Origin of the sequence: Parabacteroides sp. CAG:2 (assembly GCF_000436315.1) — a bacterium.
Lineage (GTDB): Bacteria > Bacteroidota > Bacteroidia > Bacteroidales > Tannerellaceae > Parabacteroides > Parabacteroides distasonis.
Genome location: NZ_FR885316.1, coordinates 2342 through 22952, shown reverse-complemented (window position 1 = coordinate 22952; position 20611 = coordinate 2342). Strand labels below are relative to the sequence as shown.

The 20611-nt window shown below is 44.9% G+C and carries 15 protein-coding genes; 6 read left to right on the top strand and 9 right to left on the bottom strand.

Annotated features, from left to right (window positions below; genetic code table 11):
- Positions 1-428 precede the first annotated feature (428 nt).
- The 6 genes from QVP94_RS13425 to QVP94_RS13400 all read left to right on the top strand — a co-directional run bounded on the left by QVP94_RS13425 (position 429) and on the right by QVP94_RS13400 (position 7561).
- Positions 429-983 (top strand): helix-turn-helix domain-containing protein, encoded by a 555-nt coding sequence (locus tag QVP94_RS13425; protein ID WP_005854235.1) that lies wholly within the window; start codon positions 429-431, stop codon positions 981-983.
- A 12-nt stretch (positions 984-995) separates the two neighbouring features.
- On the top strand, positions 996-2651 hold the full coding sequence (locus QVP94_RS13420; protein ID WP_005854232.1) for an AMP-binding protein: 1656 nt from the start codon (positions 996-998) through the stop codon (positions 2649-2651).
- Positions 2652-2666: 15 nt separating this feature from the next.
- Complete coding sequence (gene proB, locus QVP94_RS13415) at positions 2667-3740, top strand: glutamate 5-kinase (RefSeq protein ID WP_005854230.1); 1074 nt, start codon at positions 2667-2669, stop codon at positions 3738-3740.
- A 5-nt stretch (positions 3741-3745) separates the two neighbouring features.
- Complete coding sequence (locus QVP94_RS13410) at positions 3746-4993, top strand: glutamate-5-semialdehyde dehydrogenase (RefSeq protein ID WP_005854228.1); 1248 nt, start codon at positions 3746-3748, stop codon at positions 4991-4993.
- 50 nt (positions 4994-5043) lie between these two features.
- Positions 5044-6519 carry a sensor histidine kinase gene (locus QVP94_RS13405; RefSeq protein ID WP_011966793.1) on the top strand — a complete coding sequence of 492 codons (1476 nt, stop codon included), beginning with the start codon at positions 5044-5046 and terminating at the stop codon, positions 6517-6519.
- 79 nt (positions 6520-6598) lie between these two features.
- Positions 6599-7561 carry an N-acetylornithine carbamoyltransferase gene (locus QVP94_RS13400; RefSeq protein WP_022192799.1) on the top strand — a complete coding sequence of 321 codons (963 nt, stop codon included), beginning with the start codon at positions 6599-6601 and terminating at the stop codon, positions 7559-7561.
- 199 nt (positions 7562-7760) lie between these two features.
- Here the strand turns inward: QVP94_RS13400 and QVP94_RS13395 are convergent, their stop codons facing one another.
- From QVP94_RS13395 to QVP94_RS13355, 9 genes are all read right to left on the bottom strand, one after another.
- Positions 7761-8075: a DUF3467 domain-containing protein gene (locus QVP94_RS13395; protein ID WP_005854225.1), complete on the bottom strand. Its 315-nt coding sequence runs from the start codon at positions 8073-8075 to the stop codon at positions 7761-7763.
- Between the two features lie 362 nt (positions 8076-8437).
- Positions 8438-9322, bottom strand: coding sequence for an AraC family transcriptional regulator (locus QVP94_RS13390; protein ID WP_022192798.1), 885 nt, complete (start codon positions 9320-9322; stop codon positions 8438-8440).
- Positions 9323-9337: 15 nt separating this feature from the next.
- Positions 9338-10201, bottom strand: a complete 864-nt coding sequence (locus QVP94_RS13385) for an endonuclease/exonuclease/phosphatase family protein (RefSeq protein ID WP_005854223.1) — start codon at positions 10199-10201, stop codon at positions 9338-9340.
- A gap of 160 nt (positions 10202-10361) precedes the next feature.
- Entirely contained in the window at positions 10362-14657 is a 4296-nt protein-coding gene (gene rpoC, locus QVP94_RS13380) for a DNA-directed RNA polymerase subunit beta' (protein ID WP_009018020.1), read from the bottom strand.
- A 76-nt stretch (positions 14658-14733) separates the two neighbouring features.
- Positions 14734-18546: a DNA-directed RNA polymerase subunit beta gene (gene rpoB, locus QVP94_RS13375; protein WP_005854221.1), complete on the bottom strand. Its 3813-nt coding sequence runs from the start codon at positions 18544-18546 to the stop codon at positions 14734-14736.
- A gap of 190 nt (positions 18547-18736) precedes the next feature.
- Entirely contained in the window at positions 18737-19114 is a 378-nt protein-coding gene (rplL, locus tag QVP94_RS13370; RefSeq protein WP_005854220.1) for a 50S ribosomal protein L7/L12, read from the bottom strand.
- Between the two features lie 50 nt (positions 19115-19164).
- Positions 19165-19695: a 50S ribosomal protein L10 gene (gene rplJ, locus QVP94_RS13365; protein WP_005867245.1), complete on the bottom strand. Its 531-nt coding sequence runs from the start codon at positions 19693-19695 to the stop codon at positions 19165-19167.
- A 14-nt stretch (positions 19696-19709) separates the two neighbouring features.
- Positions 19710-20408 (bottom strand): 50S ribosomal protein L1, encoded by a 699-nt coding sequence (gene rplA / locus QVP94_RS13360; protein ID WP_005854218.1) that lies wholly within the window; start codon positions 20406-20408, stop codon positions 19710-19712.
- 15 nt (positions 20409-20423) lie between these two features.
- Positions 20424-20611, bottom strand: a 188-nt coding sequence (locus tag QVP94_RS13355; protein ID WP_502685447.1) for an uL11 family ribosomal protein, incomplete at its 5' end; no start/stop codon positions are given.

Sequence of the window (20611 nt, the reverse complement as noted above, 5' to 3'; positions counted from 1 at the left end):
CGATACATTTAGTCTCATGAAGCGATATAACCGTATGTAAATACGCTCCGATCCGGATAAAAACAAGGCTTGCGCTCTAATAAATATGAACTAGGATGAATTCCTTCAGCTAGAATAAACACCCTTTTTTCGATAATAATCAAGGGAACAAGTAGTTGCTGTTATTTTTTCCCGTTTTTAGCAACAAGGTGTACCTCCGTCCGGAATATGCGACTCTCCGGCACTTGAGTTTACAAAATGTCAAAATGATAATCGCCCATATATATAAATCACCATTCTCCATCCGGAAGCAAATGAAGCGCCTATTCATTATAATCCTCAACCATCCTATCCATACCTGTTAATTAGAAAAGAAAACAAGGGCTTTCACCTTCTTTTTGCTTTTTATTCCTATCTTTGGAGCGACATAATACAATAACTTCAGCAAAATGAACGAACAGATACAACAAATCGCAGAGCGTCTGGCCGGATTACGGGACGCACTGGAGATTACGCCGGAAGAAATGGCAAAGGTCTGCAACCTCACGACTGAGCAATATTTGCTGCTGGAAAGCGGCACGGTTGATATTTCCGTTAGCGTATTGCACCAGATCTCACAGGCTTATGGCGTAGAATTAACCACGTTGATGTTTGGCGACGAGCCTAAAATGAGTACGTACTTTATTACTCGTAACGGAAAAGGTGTTGCCGTAGAGCGTACGAAAGCCTATAAGTACCAATCATTGGCCGCCGGTTTCGTCGGACGTAAAGCGGACCCCTTCTTGGTAACCGTACATCCCAAACCAGAGGATGAGCCGATGTATCTCAATTCCCATCCGGGGCAAGAATACAATATGGTATTAAAAGGACGTCTGTTACTACAGATCAACAATAAAGATCTTATCTTAGAAGAAGGTGATAGTATTTATTTTAACTCAGAGCTTCCTCACGGTATGAAAGCGCTGGATGGGGAAAAGGTCAGTTTCTTGGCCGTCATTTTATAAACGATCAACAGCATGTTAGAAAGATTTATAGATAAAACGACGTTTGAGTCGCAAGAAGATTTTATTAAAAACTTCAAGATCAAGGTTCCGGAGAACTTCAACTTCGGATATGATGTGGTAGACGCTTGGGCGGAGGAAGAACCTGATAAGAAAGCGTTATGTTGGACAAACGATCATGGAGAGCATATTGATTTTACGTTTGCCGACTTGAAACGGTATACGGACCAGACGGCTTCTTATTTCCAATCCTTGGGGATCGGACATGGCGATATGGTGATGCTGATACTCAAACGCCGTTATGAGTTCTGGTTCTCTATCATCGCATTGCATAAATTAGGGGCTGTCGTGATACCGGCTACACACTTACTGACCAAGAAAGATATCGTTTATCGTGCGAATGCCGCCGATATCAAGATGATCGTTTGCGCCGGAGAGGAAGTGATAACGAAACATATCATAGAGGCTTTGCCGGACTCACCGACCGTAAAAAGTGTTGTATCCGTAGGGCCGGAAATACCGGAAGGTTTCGAGGATTTCCAACAGGGTATCCAAAACGCCGCTCCTTTCGTCCGCCCGTCTCACCCAAATAGCAATGACGATATCTCTTTGATGTATTTCACCTCCGGTACGACTGGAAACCCGAAAATGGTGGCCCACGACTTTACGTATCCGCTGGGGCATATCGTGACCGGTAGTTTCTGGCACAACTTGCATAAGGACAGCCTTCACCTGACGATCGCAGATACGGGCTGGGGCAAGGCAGTTTGGGGTAAGCTATATGGGCAATGGATCGCCGGAGCGACCGTATTTGTTTACGACCACGAGAAATTCACGCCTGCTGATATGTTGCAGATGATACAGGATTACCGGATCACCTCGCTTTGCGCTCCTCCTACGATCTTCCGTTTCTTAATTCGTGAGGATATGACTAAATACGATTTATCATCTTTACAATATTGTACGATCGCCGGCGAGGCCTTGAACCCCGCCGTGTTCGACACGTTCTATAAGTTGACCGGCATTAAATTGATGGAAGGCTTCGGCCAGACAGAGACTACGCTGACAGTCGCCACTTTCCCGTGGATGGAGCCGAAACCGGGCTCTATGGGTGTTCCCAACCCGCAGTACGATGTCGATTTATTGCGTCCGGACGGAAGCCGTGCGGAGGATGGCGAGCAAGGACAGATCGTGATCCACACAACAAATGGCAAGCCTATCGGGTTATTCAAGGAATATTACCGGGACGCAGAACGTACCCGGGAAGCTTGGCACGATGGCCTGTATTACACGGGAGACGTGGCTTGGCGTGACGAGGATGGTTACTTATGGTTCGTTGGCCGCGCGGACGACGTGATCAAGAGTTCCGGCTATCGTATCGGGCCGTTCGAGGTGGAAAGTGCCTTGATGACTCACCCTGCGGTAGTGGAATGTGCTATCACCGGTGTCCCCGACGAGATCCGCGGACAGGTAGTAAAGGCCACGATCGTATTGGCGAAGGATTATAAGGATAAAGCGGGTGATGCCTTGGTCAAAGAATTGCAAAATCACGTGAAACGTGTCACCGCTCCTTACAAATATCCCCGTGTTGTCGAATTCGTGGACGAACTGCCGAAAACAATCAGCGGAAAGATCCGACGGGTAGAGATCCGGGATAAAGATAATAAATAATAAATCATAACTTTCTTGAAAAGGATCGCTGTAAAAATAGGAAGCAATGTCCTGACCCGCAAGGATGGGACGCTAGATATCACCCGCATGTCCGCGTTGGTTGACCAAGTAGCGGACTTGCACCGGCAAGGTATGGAGATCGTCTTGATCTCCTCCGGTGCCGTGGCTTCTGGACGAAGCGAGATAAAAGCCGGCAAAAAGCTGGATCCCGTATCAGCCCGGCAACTGTATTCGGCGGTAGGACAGGCCAAGTTGATCAACCGGTATTACGAGTTATTCCGGGAGCATGGCATGACTTGCGGGCAAGTGCTTACTACAAAAGAGAATTTCGGGAGTCGTACGCATTACCTGAACCAGAAGCATTGCATGGAGGTAATGCTTGAAAACAAGGTGATCCCCATCGTAAATGAGAATGATACGATATCCGTAACCGAGCTGATGTTCACGGATAATGATGAGTTATCCGGCTTGATCGCTACGATGATGGGAATGGATGCCTTGGTGATTCTCAGTAATATAGACGGGATTTACAATGGAAATCCGTCGGACCCGGATAGTTCCGTGATCCGGGAAATCGAATGTGGGAAAACAGATTTGTCGGAATATGTACAGACTAGCAAATCATCCTTTGGACGGGGAGGTATGTTGACGAAATGTCATATCGCCCAAAAAGTGGCGGACGAAGGTATTGCGGTTATCATCGCCAACGGCAAAAAGGATAATATCCTTCCGATGTTATTGGCGGTGGATAGCGACACGGTCTGCACCCGTTTCATTCCGGCCTCGAAACCCGTCAGCAGCGTAAAGAAATGGATCGCCCACTCCGAGGGTTTCGCCAAAGGGGAAATACATATCAATAAAGGAGCCGAGGAGGCATTGACCGCCCCGAAAGCGACTAGCGTATTATTGGTTGGAGTAACCCGCATCGAGGGTGATTTCGAAAAAGATGATATCGTAAAGATAATGAATGAGGAAGGCGTGCAAATCGGCGTAGGCTGTACCGCCTATGACAGCGAGGAAGCACGTAAGCAAATAGGGCAACGGGATTTAAAACCGCTTATACATTATGATTATCTATATCTGGATTAAAAAGTATGAATGTAAAAGATATGCTGCGACAGGCATCGGATGCGGCTAAACAATTGATAACGCTATCGGATCAAACGATTATCGGGATCTTAAAGGAGACAGCGCAGGTTCTACGGACTCATACGGAGGAGGTACTCGCCGCGAATCGCCAAGATCTGGAACGTATGGACCCAGCGAACCCGAAATACGACCGGCTGAAATTAACAGAGGAAAGGCTACAAGGTATCGCCGCCGATATGGAGAATGTATCGACATTACCTTCTCCATTAAATAAGGTCTTGAGTGAGACTATCCGCCCGAACGGAATGGTTATCCGAAAAGTAACCGTGCCTTTCGGGGTGATCGGCGTGATCTATGAGGCTCGTCCGAATGTTACCTTCGATGTTTTTTCCTTATGTTTCCGAAGCGGTAATGTTTGCGTACTAAAGGGTGGATCGGATGCGGACTTCTCTAACCGAGCCTTGGTACGCATCATCCATTCTGTATTGGAGCGTCAGGGTATAAATCCGGCTGTATGCACTTTACTACCTCCGGATCGAGAGGCTACGGCGGAATTACTGGGAGCGGTCGGCTTGGTTGACTTAATCATTCCTCGTGGAAGCAGTTCCTTGATTCACTTTGTCCGGGAACATGCGAAAGTTCCGGTGATCGAGACTGGCGCTGGTATCTGTCATACCTATTTTGATCGCTCCGGAGATAAAGGCAAGGGACGTGAGATCGTAAATAACGCAAAGACACGGAGGGTCAGCGTATGTAATGCCTTGGATTGCTTAATCATCCACCGAGAACGTCTATCTGATCTTCCGTATATCTGTGAAAAGCTTCCGGACAGCAACGTAATCATTTATGCGGACGAACCGGCTTATGCCGCTCTATCCGAACATTATCCGGAGACGCTTTTACAACAGGCTAACGAAAACAGTTTCGGTACCGAGTTCCTCGATTACAAAATGAGTATCCGTACCGTATCCTCTTTAGACGAGGTTCTATCACATATCGCCCGCTACAGTTCAAAACATAGCGAAAGCATAATCAGCGAAGATCCGGAAACTATCCGGCGCTTCCAGCAATTGGTAGATGCCGCTTGCGTATACGCAAATGTATCTACCGCCTTTACTGATGGGGCCCAATTCGGATTCGGGGCGGAGATCGGAATCAGTACCCAAAAGCTACATGCCCGGGGACCGATGGCGCTTCCTGAATTAACGACTTATAAATACATCATAGAAGGAGACGGGCAGACGAGAATATAGGAACTCGCCTGTCTCTTTCTTCTTGAACAACACTTAAATCTAAACGAATAATGTCAACAGTAATAGATTCAAATATTTTCAACACTTTAGTTTCAAATACATTCTATTCCTGTCCTTTAGGAGGGGCTATCTATGATACGGAAGGAAATCTGATAGACTTGAATAAGGCGATGTTCGCTCATTTTTCCTTGGCGGATAAGCATGACTTTATTATAGAACATCTATTTAATAACATCGTACTAACCGATTCCTTGAAGTCATCTTTAAGAAAAGGTGACGCAATTATATGCGAAGAGCCCGTCACGTTTAAAGTAGAACCCATCTATACCGATGAACAGGGGCTTAGCGGGTATACGCTTTGGCTTACGCAGCAGGGAGAAAAAGAAACTGACAGGGAAAATAAACTATTGATGGGACAATTGAACGAGAGCCGGATATTGATGCGGCAAGCGTTGGAAGACGGTAAATTAGCCGCTTACTCATTCAGCTTCGACCGTTTCTCCACTTGCGACAAAAGGCATTGTAACCGCTGTTTTCAATTCTACGGCACGACCAATACTCTATTAGATAAAAACAGGTTTATATGCAGGGCTTTATCATCCGTACGTAAGCCCGAGGATAGTTTGGATTTCTTCTATCTGTTCAATAAAATCCGGGACGAGAAATTATCGTCTCACAACGTCACCTTCCACCTGAGGAATCAAGACGGGACTTATAAGATGTATGAAATATCGGGTAAAAGCATGGATATTGATGAAAGCGGCACCCCACATGTCATTATAGGTAGCATTATCGAAAAGGAAAACGACGAGCTAGCTATCGCAGATCATCAGAAATCCAAGGATCTTTCCCTATTGAAATCTACGTTTCTGGCAAATATGACGCACGAGATCCGGACTCCGCTAAATGCCATCGTCGGCTTCTCCGATATGTTAGGACTGGAAGATGATCCGGAAATGCGTGAACAGTATATTTCCATGATTAAAGAAAATAACACGGCTTTGCTCGAATTAATCAATGACACGCTCGAGATGTCCAGAATCGAGTCCAATACGATCAATTGGTCATATGAGGATGTAAATCCGCTCGCTATCATGCACGATGTATACGAATACGCCTCTCCCCGCATATCCAAAAACGTACGGTTAATCTTGGATGATTCTCCAAACGTATCTCTTCACACGGATAAACATAAGCTTATGCTTATCTTGAAAAAACTACTTTCTAACGCCCTCCGATATACGGAGAAAGGAGAAATTCATTTCGGATACCAATCGTTGTATCCGGTCAGCGTGCAATTTTACGTGTCCGATACAGGTAACGGCATCCCGAAGGACAAACTGGGACATATCTTCGAACGATTCGTGCAATTGAACGAATTCCAGCCGGGCACCGGGTTAGGGCTTTCGATCTGTAAAGGTCTGGTCACCGCCATGGGAGGTACCATCTGGGTGAACTCGGAGGAAGGGAAAGGTTCTACCTTCAGTTTCAAACTACCCATAACACCTCCGGATACGATCTCTTAAACAATTCCTTGGTCTTTCTAAAGGATAATTGACAAGTAGTCATTATCTTTGCCTTTAACAAAATATTATTGTAACAGATATGAGACATTTCACTTGCGTACAGGATTTAGGTGACTTGAAACAAGCGCTTAATGAAGCTTTCGAGATCAAGAAAGATCGTTTCCAGTTTAGTGAACTGGGAAAAAACAAGACGTTGTTGATGATATTTTTCAACTCAAGCCTACGTACCCGCTTAAGCACCCAAAAGGCTGCCATGAACTTAGGTATGAACACGATCGTTTTGGACGTTAACCAAGGTGCATGGAAGCTGGAAACAGAGCGAGGTGTTATCATGGATGGTGATAAACCGGAGCATTTGCTGGAAGCTGTTCCTGTAATGGGCTGTTACTGCGATGTGATCGGGGTCCGTTCTTTCGCACGCTTTGAGAATAAAGAAGATGATTATAACGAAAAGATATTGAGTCAGTTCATCGAGCATTCCGACCGGCCGGTATTTAGCATGGAAGCGGCGACACGCCATCCGTTGCAAAGTTTCGCCGACTTGATCACGATAGAGGAATATAAGAAAACAGCTCGTCCGAAGGTAGTCATGACTTGGGCTCCTCATCCGAAATCATTGCCGCAAGCCGTTCCAAACAGCTTTGCCGAATGGATGAACGCTACAGATTATGAGTTTGTTATCACTCATCCGGAAGGTTATGAGCTTGATCCTAGATTCGTAGGCAACGCTAAAGTGGAATACGATCAGAAGAAGGCTTTTGAAGGAGCGGATTTCATTTACGCAAAGAACTGGTCCGCTTATAAAGATCCGAATTACGGACAAGTAATCAGCACAGATCGTAGCTGGACCGTAGACGCAGAGAAAATGGCGCTTACGAATAACGCTTATTTCATGCATTGCTTGCCGGTTCGTCGCAATATGATCGTTACCGATGACGTGATAGAGAGTCCGCAAAGTATCGTAATCCCCGAGGCCGCGAACCGTGAGATCTCCGCGCAAACCGTATTGAAGAAAATATTGATGGGATTATCTAATCTTTAGGATAGAGAGATAGGGTATTCTTTACGATGGGCATTCTCAGGTGTTTATAACAGGCATTCTTAACACCTTAGAATGCCCATTGTAAGCATCTAAGAATAGGCATCAAGGTTTTTCAATGTAAACGAGCCATCCCAACAATAAAAGAGTACTCCCCTACTCTTGTAGAAAAGTACTCTTTCTATGGCTGAAAACAAATCTATTAAGCCTCTCCTGTCGGACCTGCGAAGTCCTCAAAATTAGCTGTTTTGTTATTATTATTTCCTGCTTGAAGTTGCTCCCCAAATTTCTTGATATTGTCTTGCAAAGCGAATAACAAACGTTGAGCGTTATCCGGAGTTAAGATTACGCGACTTTTGACTTGTGCCTTAGGAGCTCCCGGAACCACCCGGATAAAATCTAGGATAAATTCAGAGCTTGAATGAGATATAATAGCCAAATTGGCGTAAGTTCCTTGTGCCATCTCTTCAGATAACTCGATCTGAATCTCGTTATTGGCAGGTTTGTTGTTTTCCATACTTTCTTCTTTTAAATTTATGGTGATTAAAAATTGCGAAGACAAATATACATATTTATTCCGGGTTACAAAGGGGTTGAAGACTATAAATGCAAAAACGACTACCTTCTCAGGCAGTCGTTTTCTAGTTGTGTTTTTAATTCTCAATTCTTTAGACCAATGTAAAAATACCTTTTGTGTTTGATATAATTGGTTTTGGCGTTTTAGTTAAGGTTTGTTTTGTCTAAGTGCTAATCTCTTTCACTTGAACTTTACAAAAGTAAGGGCTTTAGCAAAGACCACCAAATACTATATGTGCAATAAATAATACTATATCATCAACACTTGACACAAATCAATGTAAACATGCTTTAAATCATGTTTTAAATTATAAACCTCGAACGGGAATATTTCTCCCTGTACTCTGTAGGGGTACTCCCCCTACGCCGTTTGAATACCCGGTTGAAATTCGATAGATTATTAAAACCGCACCTGTAACATATTTCAGAAATACTGTCACTTGTATCGGTCAAACGGCATACCACCTCAGCTACCCGGATCTCGTTCAAGTTATCGATAAATGTCTTTCCCGTCCACTTCTTCAAGAAACGCATCAATGAGGCATCGCTCATATTTGTTAACTTAGCCACTTCCGACAAGGTGATACGTTTTTGATAATTTTCGTGTAAATATAACATGATACTATCTAAACGATCGGTATCGTTATTATTATAGTTCTTTACCGTGTTCACGGCATTCAACCGACGGGCTGCTTTATCCAAAGATAGAATCTTAAGAATCTCGACCAAACGCAACAGGTTCTTGAAAGAATCCGGCTTGTTATCGTTCGACAACATTCTTAATTTATCTTGAATGCCAAGTATCATTTCCCGGCTGAAAACAAGACCACTGGAAGCGTTATCAAACATATCCTTCATGGTCTTGAAATGCCGTCTATTGATTAAGCTATCAAATAACGATTTATGAAATTGTATCGTTATCTCAAAGATCCCATTACACGGACACTTATGGTTCGAGTAAGCATGCTTCGTTCCTCCCGCGATCAACACCAAATCCAGATCATCGATTTCCTCGACCGAATCGCCAACTATCCGAATAGCGCCAGCGGCATTCTCCAGATAGTTCAACTCAAACTCCATGTGTACATGTAACGGAAAATTAAACCCCGATTTCGGGCGTTGCATGACCAAGAAGCAATCTTCTGATGAAAGCGGGGTAGTTTCCTTCAATACGTCTACTTTCCCCATACACACAAAGCTTTTTTATTCGAGTATCAACGTACTGATTACCGGGCAATGGTCGGATGGGAACAGGTTATTCAACGTTTCAGTCAATACACCATGACGCAATACCTTGATATTCCCTTTCACGAAGATATAATCAATCCATTCACGCTTGTCGTAAGGGATCTTTCCAAAATCATGGAATGTCCATTCCGGGCCGTAAATAAACCCTGCGATCGTGCGGGAATGAGTCAAATGACGAGGATCACTCGGATTAGTCAATACTTGTATCGGCTCATCAGAAGGCACGGCATTGAAATCGCCAGTCACGATTATAGGCAAATTCTCGGATAATTTCTTCGCTTGCTCCAGCACCAATGAAGCTCCTTCATGACGAGCCACTTTCCCCATATGATCCAAGTGCGTATTCAAGAAGAAGAATTTCTTTCCCGTATTCTTATCTTTCAAGATCGCCCAAGTAGCTACGCGCTCGCATGCGGCGTCCCAACCTTTCTTACCAATGGCATTTATATCTTCGGCTAACCAGAAATTACCGCTTTTCTCAACGGAGAAACGATCCTTACGATAGAAAATCGGAGCGTACTCCCCTTTCGTCTTGCCATCCTCACGACCAACACCCACATAAGCGTATTCCGGTAAACGATTAAGCAAATCATTCAGCTGATTATTCAAGACCTCTTGCGCACCGAACACATCCGCCTCATAGAATTTCACTAAATCAGCAGCGAAATCTCTTCTGAATTTCCATTGATTATCCTTATCACCCGAATTATCGTAACGGATGTTATAAGACATTACATTCATTTTCTCATCGTTGTTTTTAGCGAATAAGCAACCAGTGGCAAATAAAGCCACCATTAAACAAAGTAAAATTCTCTTCATGATATTGATTATTATATGTTTCTTATATGTCTCAGTATTTATCTATGGTCTTTGTTACCTCGCAAAAATAAAGTTTATCCATTTATTAAGCAAATAAGGAAGAACAAAAAAGGCCGACAGATTGCTCTGCCGGCCTTTCTTTATAGTTTATTAAACGTTCCTATTCTTCATCATCTTTGTCCATGGCATTGAAATCAACCACGTTCTTGCGATTAGCGAAGATACGATCGAACTCATCCTTTGCGCCTACGATCAGCTTATCAAACTCACGCTGACCGGTACCGGCAGGAATCAAGTGACCACAGATAACGTTCTCTTTCAAACCTTCCAAACGATCTACCTTCCCGTTGATAGCAGCCTCGTTCAATACTTTCGTCGTCTCTTGGAAAGATGCGGCGGACATAAAGCTGTTCGTCTGCAAAGCGGCACGTGTGATACCTTGAAGGATCTGGTTGGCTGTAGCCGGAATAGCGTCACGTACCTCGACCAACTTAAGATCACGGCGTTTCAACATACTATTCTCATCTCTCAACTTACGTGCAGTCACGATCTGTCCGGCCTGCAATGTCTGAGAATCTCCCGGATCGGTAACAACTTTCTTGCCCCAGATACGATCGTTCTCGTCCATTACCTCCAACTTATCAACAATCTGCTGCTCCAAGAAGCGAGTATCTCCCGGATCAACCACCTCTACCTTACGCATCATCTGACGAACGATAACCTCGAAGTGCTTATCGTTGATCTTCACACCCTGTAGACGGTATACATCCTGAACCTCATTCACGATATATTCCTGTACAGCCGTCGGACCTTTGATCGCCAAGATATCCGAAGGAGTGGTAGCACCGTCTGATAGCGGCATACCCGCACGGATATAGTCGTTCTCCTGAACCAATAATTGTTTAGACAGAGGAACCATATATTTCTTAACCTCACCCAACTTAGACGTTACGGTGATCTCGCGGTTACCACGTTTGATCTTACCGAATCCTACCTCTCCGTCGATCTCAGATACGACAGCAGGGTTAGACGGGTTACGAGCCTCGAACAACTCGGTTACACGAGGAAGACCACCGGTGATATCACCGGCCTTACCTACGGCACGAGGGATCTTAACCAAAACCTCACCAGCTTTCACTACATCACCATTGTCTTTCACGACGTGAGCGCCCAACGGCAAAGAGTAGTTCTTCAAGTAATTACCATTCTCATCCACGATATGAGCGGCCGGAGCCTTCGTCTTATCCTTAGACTCGATGATGATCTTCTCCTTCAAACCGGTAGTCTCATCACTCTCAACCTTGTAAGTCACGTTCTCTACCAAACTCTCGAACTCGATCTTACCGGAAACCTCTGACACGATTACGGCATTGAACGGGTCCCACTCGATGATCACGTCACCCTTCTTAATTGAGTCACCGTTGTTGAAGAACAACTTAGAACCATAAGGTATATTATGAGTCAACAACACAATCTTCGTGTTCGGATCAACAATGCGCATTTCAGCCAAACGGCTTACTACTACCAAATGTTTCTTTCCGCTCACCTCGTCTACCGCCTCAACAGCACGAAGCTCGTCGATCTCTAAAATACCATCATATTTAGATGTAATACTATTCTCTGTAGCGATGTTGGATGCGATACCACCGACGTGGAATGTACGCAACGTCAACTGTGTACCCGGCTCACCGATAGACTGTGCGGCGATTACACCGACAACCTCACCCTTCTGAACCATGCGGTTCGTAGCCAAGTTACGTCCATAGCACTTAGCGCAGACACCCTTCTTAGACTCACAAGTCAATACGGAACGAATCTCGACGCTCTCGATCGGAGAGTCTTGGATTGCCTTAGCGGCATCCTCACGGATTTCCTCACCGGAACGAACGATAACCTCGCCCGTAATCGGATGGATCACATCGTGAACAGATACACGACCTAAGATTCTCTCATACAAGGAAGCGATCACCTCCTCGTTATTCTTCAATTCCGTACAAACCAAGCCACGCAATGTACCACAGTCTTCCTCGTTTACGATCACGTCGTGAGAGACGTCAACCAAACGACGAGTCAAGTAGCCGGCGTCGGCAGTCTTCAAAGCGGTATCGGCCAAACCTTTACGAGCACCGTGAGTAGAGATAAAGTACTCCAACACGGACAAACCTTCCTTAAAGTTAGAAAGGATCGGGTTCTCGATAATCTGACCACCTTCTGCACCACTCTTCTGCGGTTTCGCCATCAAACCACGCATACCGGACAACTGACGAATCTGCTCCTTAGAACCACGGGCACCGGAATCCATCATCATATAGATTGAGTTGAATCCATCGTTATCCGCCGTCAATTGCTTAATCAAGATATTAGACAAGTTACTATTAACGTGTGTCCAAGTATCGATAATCTGGTTATAACGCTCGTTGTTGGTAATGAAACCCATATTATAGTTAGCCATGATCTGCTCAACCTCATCGTATCCCTTCTGAACCAACTCATCCTTTTCAGGCGGGATCAGAACGTCCGCTAAGTTGAAGGACAAACCACCCTTGAATGCCATATAGTAACCCAAGTTCTTGATATCGTCCAAGAACTGAGCGGTACGAGCCACACCACAAGCCTTGATTACCCGACCGATGATGTCACGAAGAGACTTCTTGCCCAACACCTCGTTTACATAACCAATCTCTTTCGGAACAAACTCATTTACCATCAAACGACCTACAGAAGTCTCTACCATCGTCTTCACCAAGTTACCGTTCGCATCCAAATCCTCCACGTAAACATGGATCGGAGCATGGATATCCAACTTCTTCTCATTGTAAGCGATCGTAGCCTCTTCCGGACCATAGAAAGTCAAACCTTCGCCTTGTGTACCCTTGCGCAACTTGGTAATATAATACAAACCAAGCACCATATCCTGAGAAGGTACGGTAATAGGAGCACCATTCGCAGGGTTCAAGATATTGTGTGAAGCCAACATCAACATTTGAGCTTCCAAAACAGCCTCATTACCTAACGGCAAGTGAACAGCCATCTGGTCACCGTCGAAGTCGGCGTTGAATGCCGTACATGCCAACGGGTGCAACTGGATAGCCTTACCCTCGATCAATTTCGGCTGGAACGCTTGGATACCCAAACGGTGCAATGTCGGGGCACGGTTCAATAATACCGGGTGACCTTTCATTACGTACTCCAAAATATCCCAAACAACCGGTTCCTTACGGTCAACGATCTTCTTGGCAGATTTCACCGTCTTCACGATACCGCGTTCGATCAATTTACGGATAACGAAAGGCTTATAAAGCTCGGCAGCCATATTCTTCGGTAAACCGCACTCGTGCATCTTTAATTCCGGACCTACGACAATAACCGAACGAGCGGAATAGTCAACACGCTTACCCAACAAGTTCTGACGGAAACGACCTTGTTTACCTTTCAAACTGTCGGACAAGGACTTCAACGGACGATTGGCATCTGTCTTAACCGCGCTCGATTTACGAGAGTTGTCAAACAAAGAGTCCACGGCCTCCTGAAGCATACGTTTCTCATTACGTAAGATCACTTCCGGAGCCTTAATATCGATCAATCGTTTCAAACGGTTATTACGGATAATAACACGACGATATAAATCATTCAAGTCAGAAGTAGCGAAACGGCCACCGTCCAACGGAACCAACGGACGCAGTTCGGGAGGGATCACCGGGATCACTTTCATGATCATCCATTCCGGTTTGTTACGACCTCTGGACGCACGAAAAGACTCAACTACCTGAAGGCGTTTCAAGGCCTCGTTCTTTCTCTGTTGAGATGTGTCCGTGCTCGCACGGTGACGCAACTCATAAGAAAGAGAATCCAAGTCCAAGCGAGCCAACAGATCATAAACAGCCTCAGCGCCGATCTTAGCGATGAACTTATTCGGATCCGTATCCTCTAGCAATTGATTTTCTCTTGGAAGGCTATCCAAAATATCCAGATATTCCTCCTCAGATAATAGGTCTAACTCACCGACCGTGTCTACGCAACCCGGCTGGATCACGACGTAGCGTTCGTAATAGATGATGGAATCCAGTTTCTTGGTAGGAAGACCTAGCAAGTAACCGATTTTATTAGGCAAAGAACGGAAATACCAAATATGGGCAACAGGAACCACCAAATGGATGTGTCCCATACGTTCACGACGAACTTTCTTTTCCGTAACTTCCACTCCACAACGATCGCAGACAATACCTTTGTAACGGATACGCTTGTACTTACCGCAATGGCACTCATAGTCCTTGATCGGACCAAAGATACGCTCACAGAACAAACCGTCACGCTCAGGCTTATACGTACGATAGTTAATTGTTTCCGGTTTCAAAACCTCACCGCTGGAGTTCTCTAGGATCTCCTCAGGGGATGCCAGACCGATGGTTATTTTTGAAAAGTTACTCTTTATCTTGTTTTCTTTTCTAAAGGCCATATTATTTATTTATAAAGAGTTATCAATAGATAAAGTAGACGGGCCGTAGCCCACCTACTTCTTTATTGTTATTGAATTAATCCAGAGTGAAACTCAAACCAAGTCCTCTCAACTCGTGCAATAATACATTCAGAGATTCAGGGATACCCGGCTGTGGCATCGGATCACCCTTCACGATCGCCTCATAAGCCTTCGAACGTCCTACAACGTCATCAGACTTAATCGTAAGAATTTCCTGAAGAACATGAGCGGCACCGAAGGCTTCCAGTGCCCAAACCTCCATCTCTCCGAAACGCTGACCACCGAACTGTGCCTTACCACCTAACGGCTGTTGCGTAATCAAAGAGTACGGACCGATTGAACGGGCATGCATCTTATCGTCAACCATGTGGCCCAACTTCAAGAAGTAAGTCACACCCACCGTAGCAGGTTGGTCGAAACGCTCACCAGTACCACCATCATACAAGTAAGACTTACCGTAGCGAGGAATACCAGCTTTGTCTGTCCATTCGTTCAAATCATCCAAAGTCGCACCATCGAAGATCGGAGTAGCGAACTTAACGTCCAACTCACGTCCGGCCCAACCCAACACGGCCTCGAAAATCTGTCCCAAGTTCATACGAGAAGGCACACCCAGCGGGTTCAAGCAGATATCCACCGGAGTACCGTCTTCCAAGAACGGCATATCCTCCTGACGAACGATCTTTGATACGATACCCTTGTTACCGTGGCGACCGGCCATCTTATCACCTACCTGAATCTTACGTTTCTTGGCGATATAAACCTTAGCCATCTGTACGATACCTGTCGGCAGCTCATCACCGATCGTCAAGTCGAACTTCTTACGTCTCAACTCAGCGTCAAGCTCCTTGTACTTCTTCAAATAATTCAAGATAACCTGCTTGATCAACTCATTCTTCTGAGCGTCTGCCGTCCACTTGCTTACTTGGATGGAGTTATAATCCAATTCTTCCAGAGATTTGCGGGTAAACTTAGCACCCTTAGCGATAATCTCCGTATTCATATAGTCTTTAACACCTTGAGAAACCTTGCCGTTTGTAAGCACTAACAACTTATCAACTAACAAAGTCTTCAAGCTAGCCATCTTTTCTTCGTATTCCTCGTCCAACTTCGGCAAGATCGCCTTATCAGTCAATCTGGATTTACGTTTCTTGACAGCCTTCGAGAACAAAGCGGTCTCGATAACCACACCGCGCAAAGACGGAGTAGCCTTCAAGGAAGCATCCTTCACATCACCCGCCTTATCACCGAAGATAGCACGCAACAACTTTTCCTCCGGAGATGGATCAGACTCACCTTTCGGAGTGATCTTACCGATCAAGATATCACCCGGCTCGATGCGAGCACCTACACGAACGATACCTCTCTCATCCAAATCCTTGGTAGCCTCTTCGCTGACGTTAGGGATATCGGAAGTCAATTCCTCCATACCACGCTTCGTCTCACGTACCTCAAGGATGTATTCGTCAACGTGGACAGACGTAAAGAAGTCCTCACGAACCATACGCTCGTTCAACACGATAGCATCCTCATAGTTATAACCCTTCCAAGGCATGTAAGCCACCTTCACGTTACGTCCCAAAGCAAGCTCGCCTTTCTGGGTTGAGTAACCCTCGGTAAGGATATCGCCGGCTTTCACACGTTGTCCGCGATGACAGGTCGGTTTCAAATCGACTGTCGTACTTTGGTTGGTCTTACGCCATTTCGGGATATTATATGTCTTAACCGCATCCTCGAAGCTAACGAATTCCTCGTCCTCCGTGCGGTCATATTTAATCTTGATACAAGTAGCATCAACGAACACAACCTCGCCCTCACGCTCAGCCATAATCTGAGTACGAGAGTCACGAGCAACCTGCGCCTCGATACCGGTACCAACGATCGGAGCGTCCGTACGCAACAAAGGAACCGCCTGACGCATCATGTTAGATCCCATCAACGCACGGTTAGCGTCATCATGTTCCAAGAACGGGATCAGTGAAGCCGCGATAGAAGCTATCTGCTGCGGAGCCACGTCCATCAAGTCAATCTCAGAAGGAGGGACAACAGGGAAGTCAGCCTCGAAACGAGCCTTCACCTTATCGCGGATAAACTTACCGTTATCATCCAATGGAGCGTTACCTTGAGCGATTGTCAACTCTTCCTCTTCCTCCGCCGTGTAGTATTGCAAGCCTTCCTCAGAGAAGTCGACCTTTCCATCTGCCACCTTACGGTACGGAGTCGAGATGAAACCAAGATCGTTGATCTTAGCGTATACACATAAAGAAGAGATCAAACCGATGTTCGGACCTTCCGGGGTCTCAATCGGACAAAGACGACCATAGTGCGTATAGTGAACGTCACGAACCTCGAATCCGGCACGCTCTCTAGACAAACCTCCCGGACCTAGGGCTGATAAACGACGCTTGTGCGTGATCTCCGCCAACGGGTTCGTCTGGTCCATGAACTGAGACAAGGCATTCGTTCCGAAGAAAGAGTTAACCACGGAAGAAATCGTCTTCGCATTGATCAAATCAATCGGAGTAAACACCTCATTATCGCGAACGTTCATACGTTCACGAACTGTACGTGACATACGAGCCAAACCAATACCGAACTGGTTATACAATTGCTCGCCAACCGTACGTACACGACGGTTGCTTAAGTGGTCGATATCATCCACGATAGCCTTCGAGTTGATCAACTCGATCAGGTACTTGATGATCTCGATAATATCTTCTTTAGTCAAAACCTTAACATCAGCGCTTGTAGTAAGGCCTAACTTCTTGTTGATCCTGTAACGTCCCACCTCACCCAGATCATAACGTTTCTCTGAGAAGAACAGGTTCGTGATAACCTCGCGTGCGCTAGCCTCATCAGCCGGTTCCGCATTTCTCAACTGTCTGTAGATATACAACACAGCTTCCTTCTCGGAGTTACTCGGGTCTTTCTGGAGCGTATTATATATGATAGCATAGTCGGACAAATTCTGGTCCTCACGATGCAACAAGATATTTTGCGTGCCTGAATCCAAGATAGCCTCGATATTGTCGCTATCCAGTACAGACTCACGGTCGATGATAACATCGTTACGTTCAATAGAAACCACCTCACCGGTATCCTCATCTACGAAATCCTCCACCCAAGTCTTCAAAACACGAGCGGCCAGCTTACGTCCGATAAACTTCTTCAGGTTTGCTTTCGTTACCTTCACCTCTTCCGCAAGGTTGAAGATTTCAAGAATATCTCTATCGCTTTCAAAACCAATAGCTCTCAAAAGAGTAGTTACAGGCAATTTCTTTTTACGGTCGATGTAAGCGTACATCACATTGTTGATGTCCGTAGCGAACTCGATCCATGACCCCTTGAACGGGATAATACGTGCGGAGTACAACTTCGTTCCGTTTGCGTGCGTGCTTTGTCCGAAGAATACGCCCGGAGAACGGTGCAGCTGAGACACGACAACACGCTCGGCGCCGTTGATCACGAAAGTACCTCTGTCCGTCATATACGGGATCGGACCCAAGTATACATCTTGGATCACCGTATCGAAGTCCTCATGATCCGGGTCCGTACAGTACAGTTTTAACTTCGCTTTTAAAGGCACGCTATAGGTTAACCCGCGAGCGATACACTCATCGATACAGTAACGAGGCGGATCTATATAGTAATCTAAGAACTCCAACACAAAATTGTTACGGGTATCCGCAATCGGGAAATTCTCGGCAAATACCTTATACAATCCCTCCTTCTTTCTCTTTTCAGGAGGAGTGTCAAGTTGAAGAAAGTCTTGGAACGACTTCAATTGAACTTCGAGAAAGTCCGGATACGGGAACTGATTCTTTATCGAAGCAAAATTAACTCTTTGGTTTTCAGCTGTTGAAGACATCTAGTAAGGAATTTATTGAACTTATTGAAATTATAGACACAAAAAGGTTAAGAGTCTTCGTAGTCGGAGACTCTTAACCAAATCACCTGGAAAATTTATTGAACTTATTGAAATTATAGACACAAAAAGGTTAAGAATCTCCTTTAAGGGAGACTCTTAACCAAATCACCTGATTACCAGGTTATAAATACTATTTAAGCTCAACTTCAGCTCCAGCCTCTTCCAACTGTTTCTTCAATGCCTCAGCATCAGCTTTAGCGATACCTTCCTTGATTGCACTAGGAGCGCTATCTACCATATCCTTAGCCTCTTTCAAGCCAAGACCTGTTAATTCTTTAACTAACTTAACGATAGCTAATTTATTAGCACCAGCTGCTTTCAATACAACATCGAAAGAAGTCTTCTCTTCTGCAGCGGCAGCAGCACCACCAGCAGCAGGACCAGCAACAGCAACAGCTGCAGCAGCAGGTTCGATACCGTACTCTTCTTTAAGGATAGTAGCTAATTCGCTAACTTCTTTAACGGTCAAGTTTACTAATTGTTCTGCAAAAGCTTTCAAATCTGCCATTTTTGTATGATTTAAATGATTATTTATCTGTGTAATGTTTTAATGAAAAATTATCTTTCTTCCAAAGTCTTCAACAGACCATGGATAGTTTGTCCTGATGACTGAAGAGCAGAGATAACGTTCTTCGCCGGAGATTCCAACAATGCGATAACATCGGCAATAAGTTCGTTTTTGCTCTTGATATTTACTAATGCCTCAAGATTCTCAGCACCTACATAGAAGCTTTCTTGTACGTAAGCAGCCTTCAAAGCCGGTTTAACGACTACACCTTTTTTAGCGTCCTTAGTAAAATCCTTAATCAGGCGAGCGGGAGCATTAGCGACTTGTGAGAACATCACAGCCGTATTGCCTTTCAAAGCCACGTTAAGATCAGAGAAGTCACCTTCAATGTTCTCCAACGCTTTCTTAAGCAAGTTATTCTTTACAACGACTAACTTAACCTCACGCTTGAAACACTCTCTTCTCAATTTGCTGGTTTTCTCAGCGTCCAACGCCTCGATATCCGTCAAATAGAAATTAGGATATTCCTTTAATGTTTCAGTTAATTGACCTATAACAGTTCCTTTATCTTCCTTTCTCATTGTTCAATTGTTTTTTAGTTTTCTTCAACTGATTTGGGGTCAATTTTAATACCCGCACTCATAGTACTAGAAAGATAAATACTCTTTATATACGCACCTTTAGCCGCAGTAGGTTTCAACTTGATCAAAGTTGAAATAAACTCCTTAGCATTGTCACGAATCTGTTCCGGAGTGAAAGACACCTTACCAACAGATGTGTGAACGATACCGCTCTTATCTACCTTAAAGTCGATCTTACCTTGCTTAACCTCCTTCACCGCGTTTCCGATCTCATTGGTAACCGTACCGCTCTTTGGATTAGGCATCAAACCACGAGGGCCTAATACGCGACCAAGAGCACCGATCTTACCCATGATAGAAGGCATAGTGATGATAACATCAATGTCAGTCCAACCGCCTTTAATCTTATTAATATACTCATCCAATCCAACATAGTCAGCTCCAGCGGCAGTAGCTTCAGCTTCCTTGTCCGGAGTACATAATGCGAGAACCCTAACCTGCTTACCAGTTCCGTGAGGCAATGAAACCACGCCTCTCACCATTTGATTGGCCTTACGGGGGTCAACACCTAAACGGACATCAACATCTACGGATGCGTCAAACTTAGTTGTAGTAATTTCCTTCACTAAAGCTGAAGCTTCTTTCAATGTATATGCTTTCCCAGCTTCAATCTTGCCCAAAGCCAACTTTTGATTCTTTGTAAGTTTACTCATCTCAATTGAAGTTTATTAATTATTACCCGGGAATGTCCCTTTAACAGTGATACCCATACTTCTGGCTGTTCCCGCAACCATTCTCATGGCTGACTCGACAGTAAAGCAGTTTAGATCGACTAATTTGTCTTCAGCGATAGCTTTCACCTGCTCCCATGTGATCTCAGCGATCTTAGCACGGTTAGGTTGAGCGGAACCGCTCT

Bases quoted from the DNA above. Each gene is read 5' to 3' on its own strand.
- QVP94_RS13385 (WP_005854223.1), bottom strand. From the start codon at position 10,201: ATGAAGAGAATTTTACTTTGTTTAATGGTGGCTTTATTTGCCACTGGT.
- rplA (WP_005854218.1), bottom strand. From the start codon at position 20,408: ATGAGTAAACTTACAAAGAATCAAAAGTTGGCTTTGGGCAAGATTGAA.
- rpoB (WP_005854221.1), bottom strand. From the start codon at position 18,546: ATGTCTTCAACAGCTGAAAACCAAAGAGTTAATTTTGCTTCGATAAAG.
- QVP94_RS13410 (WP_005854228.1), top strand. From the start codon at position 3,746: ATGAATGTAAAAGATATGCTGCGACAGGCATCGGATGCGGCTAAACAA.
- QVP94_RS13400 (WP_022192799.1), top strand. From the start codon at position 6,599: ATGAGACATTTCACTTGCGTACAGGATTTAGGTGACTTGAAACAAGCG.
- QVP94_RS13395 (WP_005854225.1), bottom strand. From the start codon at position 8,075: ATGGAAAACAACAAACCTGCCAATAACGAGATTCAGATCGAGTTATCT.
- QVP94_RS13405 (WP_011966793.1), top strand. From the start codon at position 5,044: ATGTCAACAGTAATAGATTCAAATATTTTCAACACTTTAGTTTCAAAT.
- rplL (WP_005854220.1), bottom strand. From the start codon at position 19,114: ATGGCAGATTTGAAAGCTTTTGCAGAACAATTAGTAAACTTGACCGTT.
- QVP94_RS13390 (WP_022192798.1), bottom strand. From the start codon at position 9,322: ATGGGGAAAGTAGACGTATTGAAGGAAACTACCCCGCTTTCATCAGAA.
- rpoC (WP_009018020.1), bottom strand. From the start codon at position 14,657: ATGGCCTTTAGAAAAGAAAACAAGATAAAGAGTAACTTTTCAAAAATA.
- QVP94_RS13420 (WP_005854232.1), top strand. From the start codon at position 996: ATGTTAGAAAGATTTATAGATAAAACGACGTTTGAGTCGCAAGAAGAT.
- QVP94_RS13425 (WP_005854235.1), top strand. From the start codon at position 429: ATGAACGAACAGATACAACAAATCGCAGAGCGTCTGGCCGGATTACGG.
- rplJ (WP_005867245.1), bottom strand. From the start codon at position 19,695: ATGAGAAAGGAAGATAAAGGAACTGTTATAGGTCAATTAACTGAAACA.